14 protein-coding genes are annotated in these 19,093 nt (G+C 73.2%); 4 read left to right on the top strand and 10 right to left on the bottom strand.

What is annotated here, in order from left to right; all coding sequences use genetic code 11:
- Positions 1-141: 141 nt before the first annotated feature.
- Complete coding sequence (locus QFZ76_RS31425; RefSeq protein WP_307676853.1) at positions 142-555, top strand: hypothetical protein; 414 nt, start codon at positions 142-144, stop codon at positions 553-555.
- A 187-nt stretch (positions 556-742) separates the two neighbouring features.
- The gene (locus QFZ76_RS31420) at positions 743-2,566 is read left to right on the top strand and encodes a serine/threonine-protein kinase (protein WP_307676852.1); all 1,824 of its coding nucleotides are present in this window, start codon (positions 743-745) and stop codon (positions 2,564-2,566) included.
- 60 nt (positions 2,567-2,626) lie between these two features.
- On the opposite strand, the gene purH is transcribed toward QFZ76_RS31420, so the two are convergent.
- Positions 2,627-4,192, bottom strand: coding sequence for a bifunctional phosphoribosylaminoimidazolecarboxamide formyltransferase/IMP cyclohydrolase (purH, locus tag QFZ76_RS31415; protein WP_307676851.1), 1,566 nt, complete (start codon positions 4,190-4,192; stop codon positions 2,627-2,629).
- Positions 4,189-4,827, bottom strand: a complete 639-nt coding sequence (gene purN, locus QFZ76_RS31410; RefSeq protein WP_307676850.1) for a phosphoribosylglycinamide formyltransferase — start codon at positions 4,825-4,827, stop codon at positions 4,189-4,191. The genes purH and purN overlap by 4 nt, the downstream gene beginning before the upstream one ends.
- A gap of 268 nt (positions 4,828-5,095) precedes the next feature.
- Between purN and QFZ76_RS31405 the strand changes: the two genes are divergently transcribed.
- Positions 5,096-5,947 carry a hypothetical protein gene (locus QFZ76_RS31405; protein ID WP_307676849.1) on the top strand — a complete coding sequence of 284 codons (852 nt, stop codon included), beginning with the start codon at positions 5,096-5,098 and terminating at the stop codon, positions 5,945-5,947.
- Between the two features lie 16 nt (positions 5,948-5,963).
- Here QFZ76_RS31405 and QFZ76_RS31400 read toward each other — a convergent pair whose 3' ends face one another.
- Positions 5,964-7,622: a DUF6350 family protein gene (locus tag QFZ76_RS31400; protein ID WP_307676848.1), complete on the bottom strand. Its 1,659-nt coding sequence runs from the start codon at positions 7,620-7,622 to the stop codon at positions 5,964-5,966.
- A 96-nt stretch (positions 7,623-7,718) separates the two neighbouring features.
- On the opposite strand from QFZ76_RS31400, the gene QFZ76_RS31395 reads away from it, so the two are divergent.
- On the top strand, positions 7,719-8,843 hold the full coding sequence (locus tag QFZ76_RS31395; protein WP_307676847.1) for a helix-turn-helix domain-containing protein: 1,125 nt from the start codon (positions 7,719-7,721) through the stop codon (positions 8,841-8,843).
- Between the two features lie 71 nt (positions 8,844-8,914).
- Here QFZ76_RS31395 and sucD read toward each other — a convergent pair whose 3' ends face one another.
- The 7 genes from sucD to QFZ76_RS31360 form a co-directional block, all read right to left on the bottom strand.
- The gene (sucD, locus tag QFZ76_RS31390; protein WP_307676846.1) at positions 8,915-9,802 is read right to left on the bottom strand and encodes a succinate--CoA ligase subunit alpha; all 888 of its coding nucleotides are present in this window, start codon (positions 9,800-9,802) and stop codon (positions 8,915-8,917) included.
- Positions 9,803-9,823: 21 nt separating this feature from the next.
- Positions 9,824-11,002, bottom strand: coding sequence for an ADP-forming succinate--CoA ligase subunit beta (gene sucC, locus QFZ76_RS31385; RefSeq protein WP_307676845.1), 1,179 nt, complete (start codon positions 11,000-11,002; stop codon positions 9,824-9,826).
- A gap of 521 nt (positions 11,003-11,523) precedes the next feature.
- On the bottom strand, positions 11,524-13,542 hold the full coding sequence (locus tag QFZ76_RS31380) for a hypothetical protein (RefSeq protein WP_307676844.1): 2,019 nt from the start codon (positions 13,540-13,542) through the stop codon (positions 11,524-11,526).
- Positions 13,543-13,724: 182 nt separating this feature from the next.
- On the bottom strand, positions 13,725-14,687 hold the full coding sequence (locus QFZ76_RS31375) for a hypothetical protein (RefSeq protein WP_307676843.1): 963 nt from the start codon (positions 14,685-14,687) through the stop codon (positions 13,725-13,727).
- A gap of 203 nt (positions 14,688-14,890) precedes the next feature.
- A complete protein-coding gene (locus QFZ76_RS31370) occupies positions 14,891-16,072 on the bottom strand; it encodes a VWA domain-containing protein (protein ID WP_307676842.1) in 1,182 nt (393 codons plus the stop codon).
- Positions 16,073-16,118: 46 nt separating this feature from the next.
- Positions 16,119-16,316, bottom strand: a complete 198-nt coding sequence (locus tag QFZ76_RS31365) for a hypothetical protein (protein WP_307676841.1) — start codon at positions 16,314-16,316, stop codon at positions 16,119-16,121.
- Positions 16,316-19,048: a DUF5682 family protein gene (locus QFZ76_RS31360; RefSeq protein WP_307676840.1), complete on the bottom strand. Its 2,733-nt coding sequence runs from the start codon at positions 19,046-19,048 to the stop codon at positions 16,316-16,318. Before QFZ76_RS31360 ends, QFZ76_RS31365 begins: the two co-directional genes overlap by 1 nt.
- Positions 19,049-19,093: the final 45 nt, after the last annotated feature.

The following is a 19,093-nucleotide window of genomic DNA, read 5'->3' as shown; positions in this document are numbered from 1 at the left end:
GGGTTTCGGGTTCCCGCCGCTCTCCGCCTCCGCCACTGTGGCCGCAGGCACCACCCGGAGAACGGCGGGGCTCCGCCGACCTGGAGGAAGAGGCTGTACGGGGGTTTCACCCCGGAGCGCGGGCCGGCTGGATCGGCGGGGATGACAGTGCTGCTGAAGTGGGGCATCTTCTGCGGAGTGTTCGGCGTCCTGACCGCCCTGGTCTTCGCCGACCGGTCGCAACGCGAGCGGCGCCTGCGCAGACACGGCCGCCGCACGACCGCGATCTGCCGCGACCACCTCAACGCCGAGGGCGACGGCCCGATACGGGTCCGGTGCGGCTTCCGCCTCTCCCCCGAGCACAAGGGGGAGTACACCGTCGTCGTCCAGACACGCGAGCGCATCCCCCGGATCGGCGAGGAGATCGGGATCGTCTACGACCCGCAGGACCCGAGCAACGCGGAGAACGCGGAACTCGCGTCCATGCCGTCGTTCGGCCGGCACGACATCATCGTCCTGCTCGGGTGGGTCGGCATCTACCTCGTGTCCGTGTCCTGCATGGCCGCCGCCGACTAGCGACCCAACGGACAAGCGCCTTGCGCGGTGCGCCGCGGCGGCTTCGGCCGACACGGACACGCCACTCCTGGCTCGTTCGCACGGTGCCGCTTCCGGGCCCTCTCCCCGCCCCGGCACGATAGCCTCGCGAGAACTGGAGTGGTGCACAAGGACCTTGAGGCTGACCAGCACACGGGGGATCGGATCCATGACAGACGAACGGCACCCCACGCCGTCGTACACCCCGGCGTCCGGTGACGCCGCGCTGAAGCAGGCAGGGGCGACACCGCTGCAGCCCGCCGATCCCGGGCGCATCGGACCGTACTTCGCGCTCGGGCGGCTCGGCAGCGGCGGTATGGGCCGGGTCTACCTGGCCCGCCCCGCCGACGACAGCCCGGGGCTCGCCGCCGTGAAGGTGATCCGCCCCGAGTACGCCGAGAACGCCGATTTCCGGCGGCGGTTCGAGCGGGAGGCCGCGGTGCACGGGCGGGTCGGTGCGCCGCACGCTCCGCGGCTGCTCGGCAGCGGCTTCGAGGACTCGCTGCTGTGGATGGCCACCGAGTACCTGCCCGGCCTCAACCTCGCCGACGCCGTCCGCGAGTGCGGTCCGCTGGAACCGCCCGGGATGTGGCGGCTGGTGGCCGAGCTCGGGCAGGCGCTGTCGGCGCTGGCCGCCGCCGGGGTCGTACACCGGGATCTCAAGCCGTCCAACGTGATCCTGTCGTCGCAGGGCGCCCAGGTCATCGACTTCGGCATCTCGCAGGCCGCCGACAGCAGCGCGATCACCACGACCGGGAACCGGGTCGGCACCCCCGCGTTCATGTCGCCCGAGTACCTGCGCGAGGGCCGCTGCGACACCATCTCCGACGTCTTCTCGCTCGCGGGGTCGCTCGTGTACGCCGCCACCGGACACGCGCCCTTCGGGGACGGGACGGGCGTCGACGTGATGCACCGGGTCGCCTTCGAACAGCCCAAGGCCGAGATCATGACCGAACTCTCGGCCGCCGACCCCGCGTTGGCCGCGCTGCTGGCCGCCTGCCTCGAAAAGGACCCCGCCGGGCGGCCGACCCCGCAGCAGCTGATCGACGCGGCCACGGCCGCCGGGTACGACCGCGCCGCTCCTTGGCAGGAACCGCTGGCCACCCGTCTGCTCTCCCGGCAGCAGGGCTGTGAGCTGCTGGAAGACGCGTCCGCCGAGGACACCGGGCACTTCCGTCCGCCGACGTGGGGCGTGGCGGCTCCCGCGCCCGGCCCGGCGTACGGGGCGCCGACGCCACCGACGCCACCGGGGCCACCGGGGCAGCACGGCGGTCCGGGGACGCCCGTGCAGTACGCCCCCTCAGCACACCTGTCCGGCGAGCACGGCGGCCGACGCAGGCGAAAGGCGCGTCTCCTCGCCCTCACAGCCGGCCTCGCGGTGGTCGCCGTGGCCGCGGGCGCCTTCTTCCTCACCCGCCCCGACCTCGACGAAGCCGCCTCCGCCTCTCCCACGGCCTCCACGGCGTCCTCCGCCGACGCCGAAGCGGCCTCGGCTCCCCCCACTTCCTCCGGCTCGCCTTCCGCGACCAAGGGGACGGAGACCACCGGCGAGAAGGGGGAGGTGACTGACGAGGAGTCGGAGAAGGCCGACAACGCCCCGCCCGGATCCACCGGCGGAGCACAACCCGCCCCCGACGACGACCCGACCGCCACCTCCGGCAGCGGCGGCAGCGGGAGCGACAACGGCGGGGGCAGCACCCCGACCCCCACGCCCACCAAGACCGCGGCCAAGCCCGCCACCCCGCCCTGGATCTCCCAGTGCACCTACTACTCCGGCACCGAACTCACCACCTTCGGCGACAAGGGCCAACGCGTCGTCCAGGTGCAGTGCATGCTCACCAAGCGCGGCTACAGCGTCGGCGGCGCGGGCGTGGACGGCCAGTTCGGCGAGGACACCGTGTCGGCGGTCAGGCTGTTCCAGAGCGACAAGGGACTGGAGGTCGACGGCGACGTGGGGCCCAACACCTGGGCGGGACTGCGCAGTTCGACATGACCAGGACCAGGGCCCGCCGGTCACCGACCGGCGGGCCCTCGCTCGTTCACGTCCGGCACCTCAGTGGAAGAAGTGCCGCGTCCCCGTGAAGTACATCGTGATGCCCGCCTTCTCCGCGGCCTCGACGACGAGTTCGTCACGGACCGAGCCGCCGGGCTGGACGATCGCCTTGACCCCGGCCTCGCTCAGGACGTCGATGTTGTCGGGGAAGGGGAAGAAGGCGTCGGAGGCGACGTACGAGCCCCGCGCCCGCTCCTCGCCCGCCCGCTCGACCGCCAGCTTGCAGGAGTCGACGCGGTTGACCTGGCCCATGCCGACGCCGACCGAGGCGCCGTCCTTGGCGAGGAGGATGGCGTTGGACTTCACCGCACGGCAGGCCTTCCACGCGAAGGCGAGGTCGGACAGCTCCTCCGCGCTCAGCGCCTCGCCCGTCGCCAGGGTCCAGTCTGCCGGGTCGTCGCCGTCGGCCTGGAGGCGGTCGGTGACCTGGAGGAGGACGCCGCCGTCGACCGGCTTGAGCTCGACCGGGTTGGACGGGCCGTCGGGGGCCTTCAGGACGCGGATGTTCTTCTTCTTGGCGAGGGCCTCGAGCGCGCCGTCCTCGTAGTCGGGCGCCACGATGACCTCGGTGAAGATCTCGGCGACCTGCTCGGCCATCTCCTTCGACACCGGACGGTTGACGGCGATCACGCCGCCGAACGCCGACAGCGGGTCGCAGGCGTGCGCCTTGCGGTGCGCCTCGGCGACGTCCGTACCGATCGCGATACCGCAGGGGTTGGCGTGCTTGATGATCGCGACGCAGGGCTCGTCGTGGTCGTACGCGGCACGGCGGGCGGCGTCCGTGTCCGTGTAGTTGTTGTACGACATCTCCTTGCCGTGCAGCTGCTCGGCCTCGGCCAGGCCGCCACCCGTGCCGTTGACATAGAGGGCGGCCGGCTGGTGCGGGTTCTCGCCGTAGCGGAGGGTGTTCTTGCGCTCCCAGGTCGCGCCCAGGAAGTCGGGGAACTGCGAGTCGTCCACGGGGGCGTAGGAGGAGGCGAACCAGGACGCCACCGCCACGTCGTACGACGCCGTGTGCTGGAAGGCCTCCGCCGCCAGGCGCCTGCGGGTCGGCAGGTCGAAGCCGCCGTCCTTGACCGCCCCGAGGACGTCCGCGTACCGCGCCGGGCTGGTGACGACCGCCACCGACGGGTGGTTCTTCGCCGCCGCGCGCACCATCGACGGACCGCCGATGTCGATCTGCTCCACGCACTCGTCGGGGGAGGCGCCGGAGGCGACCGTCTCACGGAAGGGGTAGAGGTTGACCACGACCAGGTCGAACGGCTCCACGCCCAGCTCGTCGAGCTGGCGCCGGTGGTCCTCCAGACGGAGGTCCGCGAGGATGCCCGCGTGGACCTTGGGGTGCAGCGTCTTGACGCGCCCGTCCAGGCACTCGGGGAAGCCGGTGAGCTCCTCGACCTTGGTGACGGGGACGCCGGCGGCGGCGATGCGGGAGGCGGTCGACCCGGTGGAGACGAGCTCCACGCCCGCCTCGTGCAGGCCGCGCGCGAGGTCTTCGAGGCCCGTCTTGTCGTAGACGCTGACGAGCGCCCGTCGGATGGCCCGCTTGTTGCTCTCGGCGGTCACTGGATAACTACCTTTCGTCCCTCAATGCGATAGCCGTTGCGGCAGAGCCGCCCCACGACATCGACGAGCAGGCTTCGCTCGACTTCCTTGATGCGCTCGTGCAGAGCGGCACCCTCGTCCTCGTAGTCCTCGTCCCGGACCTCGACCACGCCCTGAGCGATGATCGGCCCGGTGTCGACCCCGTCGTCGACGAAGTGGACGGTGCAGCCGGTGACCTTGGCGCCGTACGCGAGAGCGTCGCGGACGCCGTGGGCGCCGGGAAAACTGGGCAGGAGGGCGGGGTGGGTGTTCACGAACCGCCCCCCGAAGCGGGCCAGGAACTCCTTGCCCACGATCTTCATGAACCCGGCGGACACGACGAGGTCGGGCTCGTGCGCGGCCACCGCCCCGGCGAGGGCCGCGTCCCACTCGTCGCGGGTGGCGTGGTCCTTCACCCGGCAGACGAAGGTGGGGATCCCCGCGCGCTCGGCGCGGGCCAGTCCTTCGATGCCCGTGCGGTCCGCACCGACGGCCACGATCTCGGCGCCGTAGGCCTCGGCGCCGGCGGCCGCGATGGCGTCGATGAGCGCCTGCAGGTTCGTACCGGAACCGGAGACCAGCACGACGAGGCGCTTGGCCACGGGCTTGGCGGCCACGGTGGGGCCCTTTCTCGGGGGAGCGGCTTGTGCGGGCGGCTCGTGTGTTCATACGAATGCTTCGCGCCCCGGGATACGGGGAAGTCTACGAAGCGGCCGACCGTCAGCAACGATACCGGCACACCGGGCGGCCCCCACGGGACGGGGGCGTGGCCGGAAGGTAGCGTCTGGGACGAGCAGGCTCGGGAACGCGGTCGTCGTGCGGTGCGTTCTCTCTGTGACAGCTCAGGACAGACAGCCGTATCACCTAGGGGAAGACGCTCACTTGATGCCGGACCGCAGTCTGCGACTCCTTACGCTCCCCCCGCAGTCATCGCAGGGAGGGGAGCGTAGCGGTGTGCTTCTGCGGGAGCGCCCCGCCTCACCGCCCGACGCGCCCTCGGGCGACGCGGGCAAGCAGAACGGGGAGGGGCAGGGCGGCTCGGCCCCGGCCCCTGGCTCGGCTCCGGCTCCGGCTCCGGACGACAACCCGTTCGCACCGCCGCCGGAGGGCACCCCGGACCGGCCGTGGCAGCCGCGCCACCACCCGGCGGGCCAAGAGGGCAAAGAGGGCGGCGACGGTTCGCAGGGTGAGGGTGCCGACGGTGGCGCCCCGGCCCCGTGGGGCGGTCAGTGGAGCGACCAGCAGCCCGGCCGTTCCCCCGGTGGCTTCGGCGAGCGCCCCGGGGCCGGTCCCGAGGGCCCGGCGGGCGGCGGCGGGCAGGGCCAGGGACCGCGCTGGGACCCGACGGACCCGGCCCAGCGGCGCGCGCGGTACGCCTTGCTGTCCGGCATGTGGGCCTTCTTCTTCGCCCTGTTCAGCTGGCCCTACGTGGCGCTGATGCTCGGTGCGCTGGCCCTGTACTGGGGCATCACAGCCCTCCGCGCCAAGCCCCCCGCCGCCCCCGACCCGAACATCCCGGCGCACGCGCAGGGCGGCCGCCCGCAGCGGACCGCCGCGGTGAGCGGCCTGGTCACGGCGTCCCTGGCCATCGCCCTGGTCGCCGCGGGCTTCACCGTGAAGCTGGTCTACAGCGACTACTACACCTGCACGAACGACGCCCTCACCAACGAGTCGAAGCAGGCCTGCGCGGAGCTTCTGCCGAAGGAGCTGCGGGGAGTGCTGGGCGCCAACAGCTGACGGTGACGGTGGCCCGTCAGGGTGCGTCGGGGGACGCGGATGGCTGTGGCGCCGATGGCTGTGACGCCGATGGCTGTGACGGCGACGGTTGCGACTTCGCCGGTCGTGACTCCGGTGGTTCCGGCTCCGCCGACGCCTCTTTCAGCGCCGCCCAGCGCGCCTCGCGTGCCGCGTCGTCGTCGTGCCACAGCGGCTGCGCGGCCTCGGTGGGCAGGAAGTCGTACGGCTCGAAGGTGCTGTCGTCGGCCATCGGCACCGCCGCCCTCGGCTTCCCGATCGTCGCCTCCCGTTCCTCGCCCTGCGCGCCTTCCTGCCGGACCCCTCCCTCCTTGCGCCCCCGGCACCGCCACGCCCGCAGCCCCAACGCCGTAGGGACTCCCAGCACCGAGGTCCACACCAGGGCCGCCGCCCCCGTCTGCCACCACACCGGCCCGAACCGGGCCAGCGTGCCGACGCCGAGCGGCCCGCCCGCGAACGCCGCGAGGACGCCGACCTGGGCCGCGCACAGTACGGCCGCCAGCCCGGCGGTCCCGGCGGTCCGACCCGGTGACCAGGCATCCGCGCTTCCTCCTCCCCCCTCAGCCGCCCGGCCCACGAACCACCCCACCGTCACGCCGACCACCACCGGCACCACCCCCGCCGCCCAGTGCAGCGGCGTCCCGGTGCCGGTATCCGGTACCGCCGCCAGCAGCGGAAACGGCGGGAGCAACGGGGTGGGGGCGGACGCGAGCGGCGTCACGGCGTGGCCGACGCCGAGGGTGAAGCCGGGGCCGAGGGCGTACGACCCCGCCCACACCACCGCGTTCGGGACCAGGGTGAGGCAGAGCAGCAGGACCGCGAACCGGCCCGACCAGCCCTCCGTGAGCCGGAGGAACGACTCCCGGGCCGCCTCGCCGTGCCACACCAGCGACGCCGCCAGCAGCACCGCCCCGCCCCCGACGAGCACCGCCGTCCCCGCGCCCGCGGCCCGCGCGGCCGTGCCGAGGCGGGCTCGCGCGTCCGGGCCGAGGACGAGCCGTCGCAGGCCCGTCGGCAGCAGGATCAGCACCTCGTCCAGCACCGCGCGCGGGCGGCCGTACGCCGTCCACACCCCCGTGCCCGCGGCCACCGTCACGACCAGCGGCATGCTCACGCCCGTCCACAGCCACGACGGCCGCAGCTCGCCGCCCGTCGCGTAGAGCGCGGCGGCGGCGCCGACGGCGAGATAGCCGAGGACGACGCCCGCCCAGACTGTCCGCCCGGAGACAGCCGTCCGCGCCGGGACGGAGATCCGCCGCGGGACGCCCGTCGGCCCGTCGTCCTCCTCCTCACCCCCGTCGGTCGCGTCCCGAGCCGCCCGGTGCACCAGCCAGAGCGGCAGCGCGAGGAGGAGCAGCGGGCTGACGCCGACGGGTGCGGAGGTGCCGGAGAGCGTGTCGGTGCGGACCAGTTCGGCGCCGTGGGCCAGCAGCCACAGCGCCGCGGCGACGTGCAGCGCGCCGTCGGGCCCGCTGTCGGGGTACGGCGAGCTGATCCACAGCACCATCACCAGCACGGCGAACGAGCCGAGCCCCAGCCCGGCCGCGACCGCACCGCCGAGGAGGCCGGCGGCCAGTCCGGGCGACCGGTCACGCAACCGGGTGGGCAGGGAGGTCAACGGCGATCGGCGTTCGGTCATCTGGATCACGCCCGTCATGCTCCCAACGACACGCGCTTTCTCGTCGTAACAGGCGAACCTCCGAAGTGTCGCTCAATATACGGTTATGTACCTTTTCGCACGAAGGGGCGCCCGGTGACGCAGAGTCCTGCAACCCCGCTCCCCCCGCCGAAGGAGCGCCGACGCCTGCGGGAGGCCGGGTCGTTGACGCAGGCTCAGGTCGCGGCACGGGTGGGCGTCACCCGCGAGACGGTGCGTAAGTGGGAGAACGGCCGTACGACACCGCTCGGCCGGAGACGGGAGGCGTACGCGAGGCTGCTCGCCGAGCTGGCGAGGGACGCCGCCGACAGCCCCGTACGGACGAAGACCCCTCCGGCACCGGAACCGGCACCGGCATCGGCACCCGAGGTGCCCCCTGCACCGAGCCCCGCGCCCGCGCCCGAACCGGACGTCCCCGCACCTCCCCTGACGCCCGCTCAGGCCTTCGACGCCCTGTACGCGTTCTGCGCCCCCGCCCTCGTACGGCAGGCCTTTCTGCTCACCGGCCGGCGTGAACTCGCCCGCGAGTCGGTCGAGCGGGCCTTTCAACTCGCCTGGCAGTGCTGGCCCGAGGTGGCGGTCGACCGGGATCCGGCGGGCTGGGTGCGGGCGACCGCGTACGAGTACGCCCTCTCCCCCTGGCACCGCTTCCGCCCCCGCCACCGGCACCCCGAGGCGCCGCCCGCGGACGCGTCCGACCGCGCACTGATGGACGTACTGCTGCACCTCCCGCCGCCGCACCGCCGCACGCTCCTGCTCTACGACGGTGTCGGCCTCGACCTGCCGGAGACGGCGGCGGAGACGGAGGCGAGCACACCGGCGGCCGCGAACCGGCTGCTGCGCGCGCGGGAGGCGGTCGCCGCGCGGCTGCCGGAGCTGTCCGACCCCGCGGAGCTCACCCGGCGGCTGGCCGAACTGGCCGCCGCGGAGCGGCTGCGGGCCGCCAGGCCGCCGGTGGTGCGGACGAGCAGCGAGCGCAGGGCCCGCTTCTGGACGCGGGCCGCCATCGCCTTCACGGTCGCCCTGATCGGGACGACGGCGCTGACGCTGCGGACGGCGCCCAGGCAGTACGAGCCGCCGGTGCCGTCGGGCGAGACGGTGCAGGGAGTGCCGCCACGGGTGGCGCCGGGGCCGCTGTCGGAGGCAGAACGGGAACTGCGGTCGAAGCTGCGGGAGGAGACGGTGAGCGGGCCGCAGCGGCTGGTGCCGCAAGGAGGCTGAGCATGCCTGTGCATGAGGAAGGGCCCGCGTCCTCGATCGAGGACGCGGGCCCTTCTCTGTCACGCGTCGGTTCAGCCGGCGGCGAGGATCTCGCGGGCAAGCTTCGCCGTCTCGGTCGGCGTCTTGCCGACCTTGACGCCGGCGGCCTCGAGGGCCTCCTTCTTGGCGGCGGCCGTGCCGGAGGAGCCGGAGACGATGGCGCCGGCGTGGCCCATGGTCTTGCCCTCGGGCGCGGTGAAGCCGGCGACGTAACCGACGACCGGCTTCGTCACGTTCTTCGCGATGTAGTCCGCCGCACGCTCCTCGGCGTCGCCGCCGATCTCGCCGATCATGACGATCAGGTCGGTGTCGGGGTCGGCCTCGAACGCGGCGAGCGCGTCGATGTGGGTCGTACCGATGACCGGGTCGCCACCGATGCCGACGGCGGACGAGAAGCCGATGTCACGCAGCTCGTACATCATCTGGTACGTCAGCGTGCCGGACTTCGAGACCAGGCCGATGCGGCCCGGCTTCGTGATGTCGCCCGGGATGATGCCGGCGTTGGACTGGCCCGGGGTGATGAGACCGGGGCAGTTCGGGCCGATGATCCGCGTCTTGTTGCCCTTCGACACGGCGTACGCGTAGAACGCGGCCGAGTCGTGGACCGCGATGCCCTCGGTGATGACGACCGCGAGGGGGATCTCGGCGTCGATCGCCTCGACGACGGCGGCCTTGGAGAAGGCCGGCGGCACGAAGAGGACGGACACGTTGGCGCCCGTCTTCTCGATCGCCTCGGCGACCGTGCCGAAGACCGGGATCTCGGTGCCGTCGATGTCGACGGACGTGCCCGCCTTGCGCGGGTTCACACCGCCGACGATGTTGGAGCCGTCCGCCAGCATGAGCTTGGTGTGCTTCATGCCCGTGGCACCGGTCATGCCCTGGACGATGATCTTGCTGTCTTTGTCGAGGAAGATAGCCATGGCTGTGTCTGTCCCTCTTCCTTACTTCGCAGCCGCGAGCTCGGCGGCCTTGTCGGCCGCGCCGTCCATGGTGTCCACGCGCTGGACCAGCGGGTGGTTGGCGTCGGAGAGGATCTTGCGACCCAGCTCGGCGTTGTTGCCGTCGAGGCGGACGACGAGGGGCTTGGTGACTTCCTCGCCCTTGTCCTTGAGCAGCTGCAGCGCCTGCACGATGCCGTTGGCGACCTCGTCGCAGGCGGTGATGCCGCCGAAGACGTTGACGAACACGGACTTGACGTCCGGGTCGCCGAGGATGATCTCCAGGCCGTTCGCCATGACCGCGGCGGAGGCGCCGCCGCCGATGTCGAGGAAGTTGGCGGGCTTGACGCCGCCGTGGGCCTCACCGGCGTACGCGACGACGTCGAGGGTGCTCATCACGAGACCCGCGCCGTTGCCGATGATGCCGACCTCGCCGTCGAGCTTGACGTAGTTGAGGTTCTTCTCCTTGGCCGCGGCCTCGAGGGGGTTGGCCGCGGCGTGGTCGACGAGCTCCTCGTGGTCGGGGTGGCGGAAGTCCGCGTTCTCGTCCAGGGAGACCTTGCCGTCGAGGGCGATGACGTCACCGGAGGCGACCTTCGCCAGCGGGTTGACCTCGACGAGGAGCGCGTCCTCCTCGATGAACGTCTTCCACAGCGTGACAAGGACGTTGACGATCTTGTCGGCGACCTCGGCCGGGAACCTCGCCGCCTCGACGATCTCGCGGGCCTTCTCGGGGGTCACGCCCTCGTTGGCGTCGATCGGCGTCTTGGCCACGGCCTCGGGGCGCTCGGCCGCCACCTCCTCGATCTCCATGCCGCCCTCGACGGACGCGATGGAGAGGAAGGTGCGGTTGGTGCGGTCCAGGAGGAAGGAGACGTAGTACTCCTCCAGGATCTCCGGGGCCGTCTCGGCGATCATCACCTTGTGGACCGTGTGGCCCTTGATGTCCATGCCGAGGATGTCCGTCGCACGGGCGACGGCCTCGTCCGGGCTGGCGGCCAGCTTCACGCCACCGGCCTTGCCACGGCCGCCGACCTTCACCTGGGCCTTGACGACGGACTTGCCACCAAGACGCTCAGTGGCTGCGCGGGCCGCCTCAGGCGTGTCGATGACTTCACCGGCCAGCACCGGTACATCGTGCTTGGCGAAGAGGTCCCTCGCCTGGTACTCGAACAGGTCCACGCGCTTCCGTCCCTATCAGTGTTCTCGCCGCTCTACGGTCAGCTGTCTGCGTGGGCGTGCCGCGAGGGCAACGTGACGTCCGCCGTCTGTCAGTCACAAGGGAGGCGCACACGGTGTCCGAGCGCGCGGCATGTCCGTCTCGCAGGTTATCGCTGCTTGCCGGGGGCCTCTAAATCGCGGGTCACACCTGAGCGGTGATACCTGTCACATGATGCCGCGCTCACTGGCACGGCGTGCCGCATGTGAGGCACTGAGCGGGGGTTGGGGAAGGGCCGGGGAAGGGCCGGGGAAGGGCCTCACCGGGTTGGGGTTGGCCCGGTGAGGCCCCTTGAGCAGCCCCTGAGGGGCGCAGGGCGGGTGATCCCCACCCCAATGGGGATCGCCCCGCCCCGTCCGAGAGGATTCGGCCGGACGGACCGACGGCTTTCGGCCGTCCGGGTCCTGCGACCTCACGGAGTCGGGTGGTGGGCGCCGTACGGCGGCTCCATCGAGGGCCGCCGCGGGCGCCGGTCACGGCAGGGTCAGACGGTGTACGTGGTGTACGTGCTGCCGTAGTGCAGGTTCTGTGCAGCCTGCGTGTTCTGTACGGCCTGCGGGTTCTGTACGTCCCGCGCGTAACCCGGGGTGACCGACTCGGCGACGCCTCCGACGCCGGTGACGGCGTGGCCGGCGAGCGGGCCGGCGGTGGCCCGGACGGTCCCGGTCAGGTCCTCCGCGAAGGACCCGGCCTGACCGGCGACGTCGTACGCGAACGGGGCGACCTCGCCGGCGACGCCGTACACGAAGGGGTGGACGTCCTGGGTGACGCCGTACGCCAGCGTGGTTGCGCTGCCGCCGACGCCCTGCGCGACCGGCCGGACGGTCTCCACGACGGTGTCGAGGACCGGCTGGACGGCACCGGTGACGCCCTGCGCGAACTGCGGCACCTGACCGGCCACGCCGTACCCGAGGTCGCTCACGTGCCCGCCCACGCCCTGCGCGAGGGGCGGTACGGCACCGGCGACGCCGTACGCGAAGGGCTGGACCTCCTCAGTGACGCCGTACGCCACCGTGGTCGCGTCCACGACAGCCTGCCCGGCGACGGGCGCCACGCCGTGCACGCCGGTGTTCGCGACGGGGGGCAGCACGGCGTCCGAGGTGTCGCCGGCGACCTGGCCGACGAGGCCGGTGGCGTAGGGCGGGACGTCGCTGGCGACCCCGTTCACGACCGACCGGGCGTCGGCGGCCGTGGCCGCGGCGTACTGGGGTACGTCCGCGACGACCCCGCCGGCGACCGGCCGCACGCCCTGGACCACACCCTCGGCGACCGGCTGCGCGCCCCACACGACACCGCCCGCGACGGGCTGGACATCGGCCACGACGCCGTACGCCAGCGCGGTCGCGGCGTCGACGGTGTGCCCGGCGGTCTGCTCGACCCCGGCCACGGCGCCGCCCACGAGCGGCGTCACGCCGTTGACCGTGCCGGTGACGACCGGGTGCACGCCATCGAGCGCGTGACCGGCGACGGGGGCGACCCCGGCGACGGCGTGCTCGGCCGTCGGCCCGACACCCGCCACCGCGTTCCCGGCGACCGGCTGGACCCCGTCGACGGCGGCGGTCGCCACGGGCGGGACGACCGCGGTCGCCGTCTGCCCGACAACCGCGGTGACCGTGCCGGGGACGCTCGCGACCGTGCCGACGACGTGCTGCTCGACGCCGCCGACCGTGCCTGTGATGTGGCTCGGGACGGAGGAGACGGTGGCGTCGGCGGCGGTCGTGACGGTGGTGGCCTCGCCGTGGGCGGTGGCGGCCGCGCCGGTGACCCGGCTCTCGGCGCCGGTGACCGTGGCGTGCGCGGCGTGGGTCACGCCTGCCGCGGTGCGGCCGGCACCGGCGACCGTGTGCTGCGCCTTCGTCCGGACGACGCCGTCGACGCCCTGCGCCTGGGAGCGCGCCGCGGACTGCACGCCCTGCAGCCGCGTCTGGGCCGCGGCCAGGGCCTGCTCCAGCTCGGGTGCGAACGCGGTGAGGGCGCCGAAGAGGTAGTCGATCTCGGGTTGGGGGGCGCTGGGGGCGCCGGGAGTGTTGGGAGCGCCTGCGTCGGAGACTGTGGCCCGGATGGTGGCGGCGGCGGTGGTGGCGGCGGTGGCCTGGGCCGCGCGAGCGGCCTTCGCGCCCTGGATGGCCGCGGCACCCTTGATCTTGGACGCCTTCGGGGCGGTGACCTTCGCGTCGACGTAGCGGCGGGCCTGGTCCGCGGTGTCCGCGGTGTCCGCGGTGTCCGCGGTGTCCGCGGTGTTATTGGCTTCGGCCGTGACACCGGAGACGGTGTTCTGCACGCCGGAGACGACGCCGTCGAGCGTGCCGGTGACGGTGCCGAGGGTGTCGGTGAGGCCGGTCGTCGCCTCGGTCGTGGCGTCCGTGGTGGCGTCCGCGGTGGCGTCCGGCGCGGAGAGGGCGGACGCGGGCAGTTCGTCCGCGCTGGCGACGGTGGAACCGAGCGCCCACGCGCCGGTGACGCCGGCGGCTATGACGATGGAACGGCGGATGTTCTTGTTCATGCGTACGTCAGATCCTTAGATCCTCGGGCGTGCCGAGGCGGGCGCGAGAGCTCGTTCGGAGAGCTCTCGGAGCCTCGGGACTTAGGGCAGGCGGCTTTGGGGACATTCCGGCGCCGGATGAGGCTTCCGGGGACTTCCGGGGCTTCCGTCAGGACATCGGAGGGGTGTCCGGACGGCCTGCTCTAGCCGGGGAATACGGGAATGTCCCGGTACCTGTCCCGAGTACCGTCCGCCACGGCGCGGGCGGCGACGCCGGCCACGAGCCGCAGCGGTGCCCGGCTGTTGTCGGTGACGGCGTGGGCGTCGCCGTGCCGCGGCGTGCCGTTGTCGACCGCCGACTTGTCGCTCAGGGCGCCGCCCGGATCGCCGGGGGGCGGCGCGTGATGCACGGGGGCCTGCCCGGTCTCTCCGAGCTGACCGGCCCGATGCGCCGAGGTGTGTGCCACTCCCGCACCGCCGCTCATGGCGGCGCCGACGTCGAACCGCGGTCCGTACGTCAGGGGCACCGCCGCCGCGGAACGCCCCTCCGTGCCCTGTCCGCTCGTCGCCGACGGCGTGCCCGGCGAGCCCGACTCCGGCGCGGACGTGACCGGCGCCGGCAAGGTCTGCCCCGGAAGCGCGGGCAGACCGGGCGGGCCGGGCAGCTCGGAGAGGCCGGGCAGGTCCGAGAGATCCGGGGGACTCGGCAGCTCGGAGGACTCGGGCGGCGACGGCAGCTTCGCCTCCGCCTCCGCCTCGGCCAGCCCTGTGACCACGGTGCCCACGAGCCGACCGACCGGCTGTGCGACGCGAACGTCCACGCTCCGGACGACCTGACTCTTCGCCAACGACCGGACGCCCTGCGCCGAATCCGACGACACGACGTCGTCCGAGGGCGCGGAGGTCGTCGAAGCCGCGGAAGCCGTCGGAGCCACGGAGGCGGTTGAGGCCGCCGAAGCCGGAGAAGCCGTCGAGGTCACGGACCGCGTCACGGAACTCGTCGATGTCGTCGACAGCACACCGTCCGCCGCATGCGCCTGCTCCCCGCAGAGGAGCCCGAGCGCGAACAACCCGCCCACCAGGAGGACCACTTGCAGCGCACGCCGCCCGGCCGCCGTACGCATCATGCGCAGGGCGGCACCAGGAAGAACGGCCGGCAAGGTCAAGAGGGGGAAGGTCCTCCCGTGCGGAACAAGCGGAGCGCGACGCACCGCCGACGGGCGCGTCGATACTCGCACGGGACTCCCGAGGTTGCGCAAGCCCCCTGTTACCGATGGACAGTCATGTCCGGTTTGCCTGTCCAAGTAACTCGACATTGCAGGTCAACGGGTCGACAAATCACCAGCGAGCCACCACGCTCCCCGCCCCCTCACGCACTCTCCGGTATCGGCAACGGCCGCTTCTCGATCGCCGCCGCCATCACCTCCGGGAACAGATCCGGTGTACAGGCGAAGGCCGGCGCCCCCAGCCCGGCGAGCGCGGCAGCGTGTTCCCGGTCGTACGCGGGCGCCCCCTCGTCCGACAGCGCCAGCAGCGTCACGAACTGCACCCCCGACGCCTTCATCGCCGCGACCCGCTTGAGCATCTCGTTCCGTATGCCCCCTTCGTAGAGGTCGCTGATCAGCACGACCACCGTCTCGGCGGGCCGCGTGATCTGCGACTGGCAGTACGCCAGCGCCCGGTTGATGTCGGTGCCGCCGCCGAGCTGGGTGCCGAAGAGGACGTCGACCGGGTCGTCGAGCTGGTCGGTGAGGTCGACGACCGCCGTGTCGAAGACGACGAGCCGCGTGCTGATCGACCGCATGGACGCCAGCACCGCCCCGAACACGGACGCGTAGACGACGGATGCCGCCATCGACCCCGACTGGTCGATGCAGAGGATGACTTCCTTCTTCACGGACTGGGACGCCCGCCCGTACCCGATGAGCCGCTCGGGCACGATCGTCCCGTACTCCGGCAGGTAGTGCTTGAGGTTGGCCGCGATCGTGCGGTTCCAGTCGATGTCGTGGTGGCGGGGCCGGTTGATCCGCGCACTGCGGTCGAGGGCGCCGGTGAGCGTGGCCCGGGTACGGCTGGCCAGCCGCTTCTCCAGGTCCTCGACGACCTTGCGCACGACCGCCCGTGCCGTCTCCTTCGTGGTCTCCGGCATCGCCTTGTTGAGGGAGAGCAGCGTGCCGACGAGGTGCACGTCGGCCTCCACCGCCTCCAGCATCTCCGGTTCCAGCAGCAGCGTGGACAGGCCGAGCCGGTCGATGGCGTCGCGCTGCATGATCTGTACGACGGAGGAGGGGAAGTACGTCCGGATGTCCCCGAGCCAGCGGGCCACGGCCGGCGCCGACGCCCCGAGCCCGGCCGAACGATCCCGCCCCGCGGGCCCCTTGTCCGCCTTGCCGTAGAGCGCGGCCAGCGCCCCGTCCATCGCGGCGTCCTGCCCGGACAGCGCGCATCCGGTGCCGTCGGCCGCGTCGCCCCCGAGGACGAGCCGCCAGCGCCGCAGCCGCTCCTGCGCCGAGTCGGTCAGCTCCGTCAGCTCCGTCAGCTCGGTCGTCATTCCGCCACTCCCCTGTGCTCGCAGACCCGTTCCACCGACCCGTTCGTCATCCGCGCGCTCCCGTACGAAGCCGTTCCCAGAGCGGCATCACCGGCACGGTCGTCGCCGGACGGCTCTCCCCCCGGCACCCGTGGCCGTCCCTGACGGCCTCCACCGCTTCGGCACTGTCCCTCGCCCTCGCCCTCGCCATCGTCATCGTCATCGTCGTCGGCTCGCTCAGCCGGTCGGTCGTCATGGTCGCCATCACGCCACCCTCACCAGGTCGTTGTCGTCGGCGCTCGCCGCGTCGCCGTCCAGCCCCAGCAGCAGCCGCACCACCGGCAGCACCGCGTCCGCGCGCTCGCTGTCGAGGTCGGCCGCGAAGCCGGGTATGCCGACCCCGGCAGCGGCCCCGCTCCCTCGCTGCCCCGGCCCGCGCCGGACCAGCTCGCCCAGGGTCCGACGCACTCCCGGTTCATACGCCGAGAAGGTCCGCCGCAGCAGGGGCAGCACGTCCGTGAACGCCTCCGCCGGCACGCCCGTCAGCCACGCGTCGACCAGCCCGAGCAGCCGCTCGTCGTGCACGAGCAGCATTCCGCCCCCGGAGCCCCCGCCGACGAAGCCCTCGATCCACGCGGCCGCGTCCCCCGGCGGCGTCCCCGGCGACAGCACGAGCCCCATGAGCCGAGCCGCCTCGTCCTGCGCCAACTTCCCCTCGTCCAGCAGCAACCGCACGGCCCGCCCCCGTACGACGCCCGGCACGGTGTCCCGCCCGGACAACACCCGAAGCACGCGGCACCAGCGCTCGCGCAGATCGCCGTGGGCGGGGGCGACCGCTGAGGCGGAGCCGGAGTCGTCAGCTCCACCGTCAGCCCGGGCGGCGCCCTGCGCGGACACCACCGCATCCCCCAGCAACCCCACCGCCCCGTGCACCGCGTCGACATGGCGTCGCATGTCCTCCGCCGCGTCGGCGTCGAGTGCGGCGCAGGCCGGGGGCAGGCCGACGAAGATCCGTTCGGCGAGGCCCGCGGCGACCTCCGTCAGCGCGCCGGTGTCCGTGCCGCGTACGTCGCCGTAGCGGAGGGAGCGGACCAGGGCCGGCAGGGCCTGGGCGAGGTGGCCGACGTCGGCGTCGAGCGCCGCACGGTCGGCGAGGACGCGCATCACCACGGGCAGCGCGTCCGGCAGTTCGGCCAGCAGGCAGCGCTCGGCCAGGGCGGTGACGTCGGCGAGGCCCTGCGCGGAGACGGCGTCGGTCTCGGCCTTGGCGGTCGCGGCGCCGAGCACGGTCGTACCCCACACCCCCGCCTCCGTGACCCGCACCGACAGCTCCGGCTCCCACCGCAGCCGCCACGTCTCCCGGAACGTGCCCGTGCTCCCGCGTGAGGCCATCGGCTCGCCCCACCCGATGCCCAGCAGCCGCAGCCGGTGCAGCAGCCTGCTGCGCTCCGCGTCGTTGTCCTTGCGGAGGTCGAGCTCCAACTCCCGCTCCAGCGCCTCCGGCTTGAGCCGCAGTCTGCGCTGGATCCGGTCGAGGTCCCGCTGCAACGGCACCGCGGGCGCCGCCCGCGGCACCTCCCCCAGCAGGTCCCCCACGACCAGCCGGTCGTGCACCAACGCCAATGGCACGTCCGAGCCCTCGCACATCACCGCCCGCACGGCGTCGGTCGTCTCGCTCAGGCCGGGCAGCGGGCGCCCACGCATCGCGGCGAGCGTTTCCGCCAGCCGCACCGCCTCGATGACGTGCGCCGAGGACACGAGCCGGTCCTCGGCCCGCAGCAGGCCCGCCACCTTCGTCAGCCACCGCTCGACCGGCCGGTCCGGCGCGCCGAACAGATGCCCGTACCAGCCCGGCGAGTCGATGCCCGCGCCGTACCCGCTGTGGCGCGACAACCTGCGGTACGTCCACGGCACCCACGTCATGTCCGCCTTGACCTTGGGCAGCCCCTTCAGCAGCGCCCGATCGGCGGCGACGGCGCTCTTCTGCCGCAGCGCCGGCACGTGCCAGGCCCCGCACACCACGGCCACACCGTCCCCGAACTCCCGCTGCGCCGCCCGTACCTGGAGCCGCATGTACGCCTCCCGCACGAGATCCCGGTCGTGGCCCCCGCTCCCGTAGGTCTCCCGCAGCGCCCCCATGGCCTCTTCGAGCGCGACGAAGGGTGCGAACGCGTCTCCCTCGCCCACCCCGCGGTGCTCGACGACGTCCTCCCACCAGCGCTCCGGATCGTCATAACCGGCAGCCTCGGCAAGCACCGCGAGCGGATCCACCCGAACGTCGACGCCGTCGGCAGCCTGACCGGCCGCGTCACTGCCGGAGTCACCGTCCCCTTCAGGCGGAAGCTCGCCGCCTCCCCCGGCCGAGAGCTCGCCGTCTCTCCCGGCCGGAAGCTCGTCCGCGTCCCCCTCCGAGGGCCTACCGCCTCCCCTGCCCGGCAACTCGCCGCCTCCCCCGACCGGAAGCTCGACCGCGTCCCCCTCCGGGGGCTTACCGTCTCCCCCGGCCGGCAACTCGCCCGCCGTCCCCTCCGAGGGCTCGTCCTCTTTCCCTCCCGAGGGCCCGCCGGACGCCCGTGCCGAGGGCTCACCGTCACCCCCGCCGACGGGCTCCTGCGCCCCCTCTCCCGGCTCGTCCCGCCCCCACGCCAAGGTGTGCGTGGCCGGCAGGTCGATGAAGCGGGCCGGGACGTCGTGCTCCAGGGCCCAGCGGATCGCGACCCACTCCGGGGAGAACTCGGCCAGCGGCCAGAACGCCGAGCGGCCGGGCTCGTCCACGGCGTGGGCGAGGAGCGCGACCGGCGGCCGCATGTCCTCGTCCGCGGCGAGCGGGATCAGCGCGTCGGCCTCGGGCGGCCCCTCGATCAGCACGACCCGCGGCCGGGCCGCGGCCAGCGCCGCCCGCACGGCCCGCGCGGACCCGGGCCCGTGATGCCGCACCCCGAGCAGCAACGGCCCCGCCCCGGGCCCCCTGCGCCCGTCCCCCTCAGTGCCTGTCACACCGTCCCCCTCGCCTCCGGGTCCACCCCGAATCGTCGTCGCCCC

The organism is Streptomyces sp. V4I2, from assembly GCF_030817655.1.
Lineage (GTDB): Bacteria > Actinomycetota > Actinomycetes > Streptomycetales > Streptomycetaceae > Streptomyces > Streptomyces plumbiresistens.
This window is presented reverse-complemented; position numbering and strand designations above follow the sequence as displayed.

What these genes read in the sequence shown, in the direction of transcription:
- QFZ76_RS31425 (WP_307676853.1), top strand. Translation starts at nt 142, where the DNA reads ATGACAGTGCTGCTGAAGTGGGGCATCTTCTGCGGAGTGTTCGGCGTC.
- QFZ76_RS31420 (WP_307676852.1), top strand. Translation starts at nt 743, where the DNA reads ATGACAGACGAACGGCACCCCACGCCGTCGTACACCCCGGCGTCCGGT.
- QFZ76_RS31405 (WP_307676849.1), top strand. Translation starts at nt 5,096, where the DNA reads ATGCCGGACCGCAGTCTGCGACTCCTTACGCTCCCCCCGCAGTCATCG.
- QFZ76_RS31400 (WP_307676848.1), bottom strand. Translation starts at nt 7,622, where the DNA reads ATGACGGGCGTGATCCAGATGACCGAACGCCGATCGCCGTTGACCTCC.
- sucD (WP_307676846.1), bottom strand. Translation starts at nt 9,802, where the DNA reads ATGGCTATCTTCCTCGACAAAGACAGCAAGATCATCGTCCAGGGCATG.
- QFZ76_RS31380 (WP_307676844.1), bottom strand. Translation starts at nt 13,542, where the DNA reads ATGAACAAGAACATCCGCCGTTCCATCGTCATAGCCGCCGGCGTCACC.
- QFZ76_RS31370 (WP_307676842.1), bottom strand. Translation starts at nt 16,072, where the DNA reads ATGACGACCGAGCTGACGGAGCTGACGGAGCTGACCGACTCGGCGCAG.
- QFZ76_RS31365 (WP_307676841.1), bottom strand. Translation starts at nt 16,316, where the DNA reads ATGGCGACCATGACGACCGACCGGCTGAGCGAGCCGACGACGATGACG.